General features: G+C 69.6%; 10 protein-coding genes and 1 pseudogene. 7 read left to right on the forward strand and 4 right to left on the reverse strand.

Features of this window, described 5'->3' with window-relative positions:
• Positions 1 to 49: 49 nt before the first annotated feature.
• Both CG736_RS33615 and CG736_RS33620 read right to left on the reverse strand, forming a co-directional pair.
• On the reverse strand, positions 50 to 235 hold the full coding sequence (locus tag CG736_RS33615; RefSeq protein WP_100589910.1) for a hypothetical protein: 186 nt from the start codon (positions 233 to 235) through the stop codon (positions 50 to 52).
• Between the two features lie 543 nt (positions 236 to 778).
• Positions 779 to 964, reverse strand: coding sequence for a hypothetical protein (locus tag CG736_RS33620; RefSeq protein ID WP_100589911.1), 186 nt, complete (start codon positions 962 to 964; stop codon positions 779 to 781).
• A 1,662-nt stretch (positions 965 to 2,626) separates the two neighbouring features.
• On the opposite strand from CG736_RS33620, the pseudogene CG736_RS33625 reads away from it, so the two are divergent.
• Positions 2,627 to 3,414 (forward strand): annotated as a pseudogene (locus CG736_RS33625) (transposase).
• A 17-nt stretch (positions 3,415 to 3,431) separates the two neighbouring features.
• On the opposite strand, the gene CG736_RS33630 reads toward CG736_RS33625, so the two are convergent.
• Positions 3,432 to 4,181 (reverse strand): DUF6159 family protein, encoded by a 750-nt coding sequence (locus tag CG736_RS33630; RefSeq protein ID WP_157815833.1) that lies wholly within the window; start codon positions 4,179 to 4,181, stop codon positions 3,432 to 3,434.
• A 269-nt stretch (positions 4,182 to 4,450) separates the two neighbouring features.
• On the opposite strand from CG736_RS33630, the gene CG736_RS36695 reads away from it, so the two are divergent.
• From CG736_RS36695 to CG736_RS33650, 5 genes are all read left to right on the forward strand, one after another.
• Entirely contained in the window at positions 4,451 to 5,005 is a 555-nt protein-coding gene (locus tag CG736_RS36695; RefSeq protein ID WP_157815834.1) for a hypothetical protein, read from the forward strand.
• A gap of 116 nt (positions 5,006 to 5,121) precedes the next feature.
• Positions 5,122 to 5,349: a hypothetical protein gene (locus CG736_RS33640; RefSeq protein WP_100589914.1), complete on the forward strand. Its 228-nt coding sequence runs from the start codon at positions 5,122 to 5,124 to the stop codon at positions 5,347 to 5,349.
• Positions 5,350 to 5,522: 173 nt separating this feature from the next.
• Positions 5,523 to 5,879, forward strand: coding sequence for a hypothetical protein (locus CG736_RS33645; RefSeq protein WP_100589915.1), 357 nt, complete (start codon positions 5,523 to 5,525; stop codon positions 5,877 to 5,879).
• A 118-nt stretch (positions 5,880 to 5,997) separates the two neighbouring features.
• On the forward strand, positions 5,998 to 6,150 hold the full coding sequence (locus tag CG736_RS36700) for a hypothetical protein (RefSeq protein ID WP_157815835.1): 153 nt from the start codon (positions 5,998 to 6,000) through the stop codon (positions 6,148 to 6,150).
• Positions 6,151 to 6,357: 207 nt separating this feature from the next.
• Positions 6,358 to 6,711, forward strand: a complete 354-nt coding sequence (locus tag CG736_RS33650) for a hypothetical protein (RefSeq protein WP_100589916.1) — start codon at positions 6,358 to 6,360, stop codon at positions 6,709 to 6,711.
• 632 nt (positions 6,712 to 7,343) lie between these two features.
• On the opposite strand, the gene CG736_RS33660 is transcribed toward CG736_RS33650, so the two are convergent.
• Positions 7,344 to 8,141 carry a TetR/AcrR family transcriptional regulator C-terminal domain-containing protein gene (locus tag CG736_RS33660; protein WP_100589918.1) on the reverse strand — a complete coding sequence of 266 codons (798 nt, stop codon included), beginning with the start codon at positions 8,139 to 8,141 and terminating at the stop codon, positions 7,344 to 7,346.
• A gap of 282 nt (positions 8,142 to 8,423) precedes the next feature.
• On the opposite strand from CG736_RS33660, the gene CG736_RS33665 reads away from it, so the two are divergent.
• Positions 8,424 to 9,950, forward strand: a complete 1,527-nt coding sequence (locus CG736_RS33665; RefSeq protein WP_100589919.1) for an MFS transporter — start codon at positions 8,424 to 8,426, stop codon at positions 9,948 to 9,950.
• The last annotated feature ends 33 nt before the right edge of the window (positions 9,951 to 9,983 follow it).

Below are 9,983 nucleotides of genomic sequence, written 5' to 3' on the forward strand. Positions count from 1 at the left end.
TTTCGTCTTGAAGCCGCAATCGACGACCAGGCCACACAGCCCCGCAGGCTCAGCCGTTGGTGTGCTCGAACGCCTCAAACCAGCTGATACGCGGACCGACGAGGCCGACGGCAACCGAGCCCGCCTGCAACCCGGCCGACGACGACGGCTCGTCATGAGCCACCGCAGCAGTCGGCACGGCGGCGACCACCGCTGCGGCCAGGGCCACGGTCGCGGCAATCTTGGAGAGGTTCATTCGAAAGTTCATCTCAGGGACTCCGATCGTTTCTGGACGTAAGCCGGCCGGACCGCGTGGACGCGTGCCGCCCGGGGAGGCACGGAGAACATTTGCATGCGATGTGATGTCAATTCCTGATGTCGCAATTCGGTTGGGGCAAGCGGGTGCGCTTTCTCCCTCGTCCAGGTGACCCAACTTCACCCGTTCCGGCCGCTTTCCCTCAGCGGCGGGCTCGGGCACTTCGCTGCCGGAGCCGTCCACGGGGGCGGGGGCGATGTCTGGTGTCAGCGGTGGGTGGTGCGCAGGTGGCGTCGGCGTTCCTCGTCCACGTAGCCCTTGCCGGGGCTCGGGATCGTCCAGCCGTGGGTGCACACGGCCTTGGAGTACGCCCGGCCGGGGCAGCCGTCGGTCAGCGGCTTGTTGCGGCTGGTGTGCTTGCGGGCGGGTAGTCGGTGTCGTCGGCAGGGTGGTCGGTGCGGGGCGCGTGGTGCCCGGCCGCGGGGGCGCTCTCCTTCGGCCGGCGGGCCGGGGGCGAGGCCTGGCGCCGCTTGTCGGCCTGCTTCAGCGGGGCCCACTCGTCCTCGGTGAGGCGTCGCCGATGCACACGGGTTCGGTGTGGTGGTACCAGGTCTCCCAGTCCTGCTCGACCAGTCGGCCGGCCTGGGCCTGGGCGGCTTCGGGGGTGTCGGCTTCGACGGGCACCACGTGCACGGTGATGACGTCCATGGCGACGATGCCCTTGGGCATGCTGCTTTCTGGCTGCTCGGGATGGGGCCTGGTGCCGGCCGGCGGCGGGCCTGGTGTCTACGCGGCCTGGGCGGCGGCCGGCGGCGAGGCGTTGAGGGCCCGGAGTACGGCTTCGGCCATGGCGGGGGTGAGGTGCGAGCGCGTGATCTCGAGCTGCCGAACCGGGCGCGGTGGACGTTGACGACGGCGCGGGGCGATGCCCAGGACGTTCCGGGGCCCCGGTTCCAGCGCAGGGTGCGGGTGGTGTCCTCGCCGTGGCGACGGCTCGCGGTGCTGGACGGCTGGCCGGTGGTGAGCGGCGCGGCCTTCAACCTCCGGGCGACGGCGGTGACTTCGTGCACGTCGGTGAGGTGCTGGTGCTGCCTGCGGCTCATCTCGGCGACCGCTGCGTTCAGGGTGGGCAGCCGCCGCCGCTGGACGTCGCGGGCGACCTGGGCGGGGGTCTTGGCCCGGGTGACGGCGATGTCCCCGGCGTCCAGGCCGTGGCGGTCCGTAGTCGGCGCCGTCGGGGAGGGCGGCATTCACCCACCACCGGTCGCGGCGCAGGCGTTCCTGCTGGACCAGGGCGCACACCCCGTCCTCGGCGCGGGCCAGTTCGACGCACGGGTGCCAGTCCGGTATCCGCCGGGGTTCGACGGTCCACTCGTCGGCACCGAGGGCGTGGGCGAGTCCCTCGGCGGGCGCCAGCAGTTCGGCGCGGGGCGGGGCGAGTTCATCTCGGATGGTGGGCACTGGTGTCCCCTGCAGCGGTGCGGGGGGCTGGTGTCAGCAGCGGATGTCACGCAGCGAGCAACTGCGGTGCGCGGACGTCGGGTTCGTGGCCGTTGCTGTATCCGGACTCGCGGTCGTCGCTCTAGAAGATGTCCAGGGCGTCGGCTTCGGCGGCCTCGGGGCTGTCGGCGTCCAGTTAGGTCTCGGTGTTGTCGATACGGACGGTGTAGCGGGGAACTGCGGTCTCCTCTGGGTGGCGCGAGGTGGGGGGCTGGGGCCCGGCCGGCGTCGGGGTGTTCCGTTGTGGAGGCGGTTCGCGCGCGTGCGCGCACGCGATGCGGCGGCACCCCGGCCGGCCTCCACGCGCGGCCCCGCAAGGGCAACGCTCCCCGATCGGTCCTCTCTCCCTGGTCGTGGTCGAGCAATTGGCGGGGCGCCGCGCTCAAGGAGGCTTCCGTGTCCGCGAGTTCACGCCGTAGGCCCCCCTTCCCCCGCACTGGGCCCGCCTTCGCTGCGCGGTGACGAACCGCGACGGCTGGGTGTGCCGGCACGTCCGCTACGACACCGGCGAACTGTGCGCCGAGCCCGCGCGCCACTGCGACCACATCGTCCCCGCCTCCGAGGGCGGCAGCGATGACCCCTCCAGCCTCCGCGTGTTGTGCGACTGGCATGTGGCTCCGCAAGGACGCCGCCGAGGCCGGTCGCGCCCGCAAGAAGGCTGCCGCGAGCCGCGGGCAGCCCACCCGAACCCGCCGACCGCACCCCGGGGAGGTCCGTTGAACGTCGATCCAGCTCTGAAGGACCCGCGTGGTACTCCAGCCGTAGATGTGATCTTGTGAGTGAGGTCGGTGCGGAGACGGCTGCGGCCACCGGTGATCATCGTGAGGTGGGTGGCCTGACGATGAAGTGGTGGCCGCAGGTCACGGCGTAGTGCCTGCCCGTTGGCAGGTGATGTTCGAGGGGCTGACGAGCTGGATCTCGGGCCGCTTCGCGCGGCTCGAACCCTGTCTTCGGGCACGACAGTTGATGGTCGGCTTGCTGGCAGACTTGTTACGCAAGAACTGCTGGACGATCGTCGGGGGGCGCCACCCCATACGGCCGGCAGTACCTGCTCGGCCGGGCCAAGTGGGACCCCGACCTCGTGCGGGACGACCTGCGAGCCTTCGTGCTGGACCTGGACCACCTGGCCGACGACCAGGCAGTGCTGGTGGTCGACCAGACCGGCGACCTCAAGAAGGGCACCCACACCGTCGGCGTGCAGCGCCACCTCACCGGCACCGCTGGGGGGATCGAGAACGCCCAGGTCGCCGTCTACCTCACGACGCCTCCCGGGCGGGCACGCCGGCATCGACCTGTCCACCATTGTCAAGATCGCCGGAATCCGCTGGACGGTCGAGGAGACGTTCCAAAGCTCAAAGACCCTGGCCGGATTGGACGAGCACCAGGTTCGCCGCTGGGACTCCTGGCACCGCTGGGTCACCCTCGCCCTGCTCGCCCACGCCTTCCTCGCCATTTCCGCCGCCCTCGAACGCCAGGGCCGGGCCAGGGCCGACGACGGAACCAGCCCCGACGGACTGATCCCGCTCACCTGCAACGAGATCCAGTACCTCTTCACAGCCCTGACCGCGCAGCCCGCTCACGACCTCGCCCACTGATTGCGCTGGTCCACCTGGTGCCGACGCCGCCAAGCTCGCGCACAACGCAGCCGCTATCGCCGCCAAGCCGGCCTGCAACCATGACGATCACATCTGGAGTATTAGGCTGCGGTCGAAGCGTCCCGGTAGAGCATGGTGCGGAAGATCCCGGAGACCGTGGCCCCCACCAGAAGTGCGCAGACCAGGATCAGGGCAGCGATCAGTCCGCCCGCAATGGCAGGCCCCACGCTGTTCGACTCCACTCCGAGCATGAATGCCACGAATCCGATGACGACCGAGAGGACCATGGGCAGCGCGATCCACAGCGAGCCGTACACCTGCCGGGAGAAGGTCTCGCGCAGCATCCGCGCCGACCGGCGGGTGCCCTCCGTCACTCCGAGCCCGTCGATCATCATGGCCGGCAGCGCCAGGTAGGTGGCGACGGCCCATCCGGCGCTGAACAGTTCGTCCGTGATCCAGCCGACGACCGGGATCCGTTCCAGCTGTCGGATGAGCAGCAGAACCGTCGTGTTGAGCAGGCTCCACGCCAGCAGCCGTCGCCAGTGCCGCAGGGCTCGCCGATAATTCACGCCGATTCGGGCGGGCTCTCCCCGCAGCACGCCATCGACCGCGCAGATCATCGCGGCGCTGGAGAGGGTGAGCGCGAATCCCAAGAGGAGATAGCCGACGCCTATGGAGATCACATCGAAGGTGGACGGTGACGGCTCGGCCCAATCCCGAAGGAACGCCAGCACCGCCACGCCACCGGAGATCAGCGCCAGCGCGGCACCGCTGAGCAGCGGGAACACCAGCAGGCGGCGGTTGTTTCGCAGCACCCCGAAGGACACACGTACGGGCTGAACGGTACTCACGAGAGGGTCCCCACGGGTGGTCATGTTTCGCCGACGCGCCACAGGCTATGCCAGTCGTCATGCCGCTCATCACGGAGGCGTCACCGTCACAATCCGGAGCGATTCGTGACACAGACAACACATCGCTCAGCCGGCCCCTGGACGCTCGCCAGAACCTCCGAATGATCACTCGTTAGTTGAAGTCGGCTCCGCGTCGAGTCTCACCATTTCCTACCAAAAGATCACATCTGCGACTGTAGTGCTAGGCGGTCCGGGCCGCGCTCATCGAGTTGTACGAAAACGAACTCGACCGCGAGCCTGGCGACTTGGTGGCGATCGACATCGCCGCGGCCATGCCCGCCCGTGCCGCCGAGCTCGACGCCGTGGTCAAGCGCGAAGGCCAGATGATCCCCGGCGGCAACCGCGCCGGGATGATGGTCCTGCACCAGGCATCGTGCAGGCCCGGACGAACCGGTCAAGCGGGGCCGGTCACCTCGCCGAGATTCGCGGTGAGGGCGAGGGCCCCAAGTGCGGCCACAACGTCCGCGACGCCGTCGGTGCCCGCTGGGGCAACCGTGCCTGACGAACCCCCACCACGAGCCATCGTGCCATGGCGGCTCTTGAACTTGCCGCGCAAATCGAACGTCGTCAAAACTTCGAGCAGCTGCCCACTACGGCGGCTTTCATCGCGCGATCCGGAGGTAGACATGGCGGACGAGCAGACGAACGACGAAGGCACGGCCCCCAAGAAGGACGGATTCGCCAATGGCGAGGTAATCAGCATCGAGGGTGAGGAGCACGTCATCGTCAGGGAAGACGAAATCACGGGCGTCATCGAGCGCTGACAGGTGATCAATGGCTCCAGCCTTTCGGAAGGAGGTTGGAGGCATTGATCGTTCCGGCGCGAGCGTCCCAGGCGCGCTGTCCACCCTCCGCATGCCGACCTCGAAGGGGGCCCGCTATGGCACGCCGCAAGACCCGGGCCGCCGGCCCCACGGACGAGGTCCTGCGCATCGCCCGCACGGTCGTCTACTGCGACGCCTGTCTGGACGCCGAAGTCCCGCTTGCCGTTGCCCACGAACTGTGGGCCCACGACATGAAGTTGCCCTTCGCGGCCGGCGAGGACATCTCGGTGGAGGCGGCCCGGCTGCTGGAGGAGCGCGCGCACTGCGAGACAGACGGGATGTGAGAACCCGCCGTAGGCGCGGACGGACACCGAAGCCGAGCCAGTCACCGCTTCACACCCCTGACTCACCTGCACGGGTGGTTTGGCATCTGGTGCCGCGAATGTCGCGGAAGGCACTCATAGCCTGAGCCCCGTACGTCGAACGACAGCACATGCGGCACTTCCGAGGAGCGTAGATGCCCAACTTCCAGCTCGGTGAAGTTCCCACCGGCTTCGTGTTCAACGAAAGCGACGGCCTCATCCACTACAGGTACGGACTCCTCCTGCCGATCCCTCAGCCCAACCAGACCGGCGTATGGGGCGACGCCTACTTCAGCCTCGGCTCCAGCTGGGTCGATGTGCGGCTGAAGGTGCAGTTCCACAACGGCACGACCTGGCTCCCCGCCAAGGACTGGGACGTCAGTCAGGGTGGTGCCCGCGTCACCGAGAAGCTCCCCAAGGGGATCCAGAAGATTCACGTCGGACGCGTGAAGAAGAGCAGCAGCGACGTGGTGGACGACAACCCGGTCGGTTGGCTCATCGAATACGTCTGACGGATCCGAGCTCACCCTGCCGCGCCCCGGACTGGCCTCGCGCCGGGCCGGGGCGCGTCGCGTTGGCTCACCCTGGGCGCAGGACCAGGGCTGTGCGCCTGAGTTGAGGAGGGCAGCCTTGATCATCTACGAGGCCGTCCGCACGATCGCGGACACCGTCCCGCATCTGCACCGCACGCCGGCAGGCGAGTTGCTGCGCTGGTCGGGCCGCGCGTTCCGGCCGGACTGGAAGTACACGCCGGAGCAGTGCCGCACCCTGGCGCGCTGGTAGGAGCTGCGCGACGACGCCGTGGTCGAGGACCCGAACGACCCGGAGACGTGGGGCCGAGCCTTCCGCCACGAGTCCGGCACCCTGCGCCGCCTCAAGGGCTGAGGCAAGGACCCCGGCGATGGCCTCGGTCTACGCGGTACGCGGCGGCCTCCCGCCTCCTGTCGATCGCTTTCTACTGGCTGGTGCGGGCGGCTGGAGACCGGCCGCGTGATCGGCGGCCCCGGCTACCGCCCCGGGGCCCCGCTCGGCTCCCTGTGGGCCGACTTCAACAAGGCGATGGGCAGGCGGACCGGCTCGGGGCTGTCAAGGCCGCTGCCAGTCGACACCCGCAACTCCTTCCCCGCCGAAGACCTCAAGCGTGAGGCCCAGCGGGCCGAGGACGCGTTCCGCGCCGAGATCACCGACCGCGTCGAGAAGCACGAGCGCGAGCGCGCCGGCTGGGGCTCGGCCGCCCTGGACGACCCCGAACTGGTCGCCGGGGAGATGGAGTTCCTGGAGTCGCTGAAGTCCGGCAGCACGGGGGCGGGCGGGGTGCTCGTCCAGGACGGCGGCGGGAACTGATCCACAACGAGCTACAGAACGACCCCGGGGCGATCGGCTACCCACCCCCACCCCCACTGCCGCTGCCAGGCCGTGCCGATCTTCTCCCGCCACTATCAGCTTCCCTCCGAGAATGGGAAGTTCGCCCGGATGTGGCGGGACTTCGGCGGCGGGTCGCTGCTGGCCGACTGGCGCAGCTACTACTCCGGTGGAAGGCCTGCTGTCCAGTGGCGTCCATCGCCGCCGCGGCGTCCGGCAAGCTGTTGTCCTCCGGCGTCAGGTACGGCGCGGAGGCGTACCAGTGGGAGCCGGGCCCGTCGGCGCAGGCGGCGTTCGCGGGCCCGGACGCGGTGACGGCGGCCACGCCGACCGGCCAGCAGGCCGAACACGGACAGCGCGACCGCGACGGCGCGTCGACGGCAGGAAAGTGTGGGGGAGTGCGCGTTCCGAAGACCTCTCCAGGAGGTGGCGAGGACGGCGGCCCGGGGCGCGAAGTGGGCGCGCGCGGCTGGGTCACCGGTCAGGCACCGAGCCGAGGTTGACGTGACCGGCCACTGATGTAGACCTGTGCCGAATCGTCGTCAACCCTTGCTGACGCCCGCGGCTCGATCCTTGAAGACGACGCCGAACTGCCCTGATGCTCGATGCAGTCGTCAGCCGGCCGCTCCGTCCGTCGGGCCGTGCCAGGTCCGGTCGTCGGACGCCGGGCCGAGGCGGTCGGGTGCGGCCGCCGGCGGCGTCGGTGCGTTCGCCGGGAGGAAGGACTCCAGGCCGCGCAGGAACACCTCGATCTTGAAGGCGTACCGCTGGTCGCCGTCGCCCTCCATCATGGCGTCCGCCATGCGCTGCAGGGTCGGGAAGCGCTCGGCCGGCAGGTCGTGCAGGTAGCCACGCAACTGGTCGAAGTAGGCGCCGAGATCGGTGCCCCGGGCCAGCCGCTCGTTGTACACCCAGGCCTCGTACGCATCGGTGTCGATGATCTGGCCCAGGGCGTCCAGCGCCCAGGCCGCCACCTGCGGGGGCAGTCCGACCTGGAGCAGCAGGTCGAGCAGGAACTCGGTGATCCGCAACTGGCTCTCGCCCACCGGGATGCTGCCCAGTGACACCAGCGCCACGTCCCGATGAGCCGTCAGCACCCGCTGCGCCTCGAAGCAGATCTCGGTGATCTGCTCCTTCCAGCGTTCGGGCTCCGGCCGGAGCGGCAGGCGGATCTCCGCCGTGACCTGCTCCAGCATCAGGTCGAACAGCTCCTCCTTGTTGGAGACGTGCGCGTACAGCGAGGCCGGACCGGTGCCGAGCTCCTGCGCGACCCGGCGCATCGTCACCCCGGCCAGGCCCTCGGCGTCCAGCACGCGGATCGCCGTGTCGACGATCAGCGAGCGGCTGAGCGGCTGGCGCGGGTCGGCCTTGCGTGGCTTGTGCCACGGGATCGCGGGCATCTGCGCGGGCATCGGGCCACCTGCTTTCGCTGAACGTTCTACCGTCGATCATCGTACTCGGGGCGAACGCCGTTCGACCGGTGGGCGAAGCATCCGGTTCGGGGGCAGGTCCCAGGGGGCTCAAGTGCTGGTCAAGGCCCTCGGGGACGAGTCCGGGTCGGTCTCCGGGGGAAGTCGGGGTAAATCCGTTTGACGGGAACGCCGCTCGGCTCGTAGAACAGTGTTCGTTAGAAGAAACACCGTTCACTGCGCGGCCCCAGTCCACCGCGCCCTGGCATTCAGCAGGAGTATGCAATGACCGACGCGGTCGGACTTTCACCTTCGGCGACACCGCCCTCCGCGGGCGGGGCCGAACCCTACCGTTGGCGCTGGGTCGCGCTGTTCGTCATCCTCGCCGCCGAGGTGATGGACCTGCTCGACTCGCTGGTGACGAACATCGCCGCCCCCGCGATCCGGCAGGACATCGGCGGTGGCGAGTCCACCATCCAGTGGCTCGGCGCCGGCTACACGCTCGCGATGGCGATCGGCCTGATCACCGGCGGCCGGCTCGGAGACATCTTCGGTCGTCGCCGGATGTTCATGCTCGGCGCGGCCGGGTTCACGCTCGGCTCGCTCGCCTGCGGCATCGCCCAGGAGCCCTGGCAGCTGATCGCCGCCCGGATCGCCCAGGGCCTGCTCGGCGCGGTGATGCTCCCTCAGGGCCTCGGCATCATGAAGGAGATCTTCTCGCCGAAGGAGCAGGGCGCGGCCTTCGGCATGTTCGGTCCGGTGATGGGCCTGTCCACGGTCGGCGGTCCGATCCTGGCCGGGTGGCTGATCGACGCCGACTTCGCCGGCACCGGCTGGCGGATGATCTTCCTGATCAACATCCCGCTGGGCCTGTTCGCCTTCATAGGCGGCCGGGTCTTCCTCCCGGCGCAGGCGGAGGGCCGGACGGTCCGGCTCGACCTGGTCGGCGCGCTGCTCGCGGCCGTCGGCGCGGCCACCGTCATCTACCCGCTGGTGCAGGGCCGTGAGCACGACTGGCCGCTGTGGGCGTTCGCGCTGCTGGCGGTCGGCGTGGCGGTGTTCGGTGTGTTCGGGTGGTACGAGTCGCGGCGCAAGGCCGTCGGAGCGGATCCGCTGGTCGAGCCGAGCCTGTTCGCCAAGCGTGGCTTCAGCGGCGGCATGGTGCTCGGTCTGATCTTCTTCACCGCCATGACGGGCTTCTGGCTGACGTTCAGCCTCTACACCCAGCTGGGCCTGCACTACAGCCCGCTGAAGTCCGGCCTGGCGGGAGTGCCCGCCTCGGTCGGCATGGTGATCGCGTTCGTCGCCTCCCAGGCGCTCCAGCGCTTCGGCCGCAAGGTGATGCACGCGGGCCTGTTGGTGATGCTGGCCGGCGTGCTCGGCCTGATGTACACGCTGCACAGCCAGGGCGCGGGCGTCACCCCGTGGCAGACGGTGCCCGCGCTGCTGGTCACCGGACTGGGCATGGGCCTGGTGATGGCCCCGTTCTTCGGCATGGTGCTGGCCTCGGTGGACGCGCACGAGACCGGCTCCGCCTCGGGCACGCTGACGGCCGTTCAGCAGCTGGGCGGCGCGCTCGGCAGCGCCATCCTCGGCACGGTGTTCTTCGAGCGGCTGAAGACGGCCGACTTCGCCGGCGCCGAGCAGCTCACCCTCTGGTCCGAGATCGCGATGCTGGTCGCGGTGTTCGCCGCCATATTCCTGCTCCCCAAGCACGCCCGCCCCGAGGACGGCGAGGGCGCGCCCGAGGGGAGTGCCGACGCCGCGGCCACGGTCGACGTCCGCAAGGAGGGGGAGCACCAGCCGGTGTGACGCCACGTCAATGACCGGCCGGTCGGTCGCCCT

The organism is Kitasatospora sp. CB02891 (genome assembly GCF_002803145.1).
GTDB classification, from domain to species: Bacteria; Actinomycetota; Actinomycetes; order Streptomycetales; family Streptomycetaceae; genus Kitasatospora; species Kitasatospora griseola.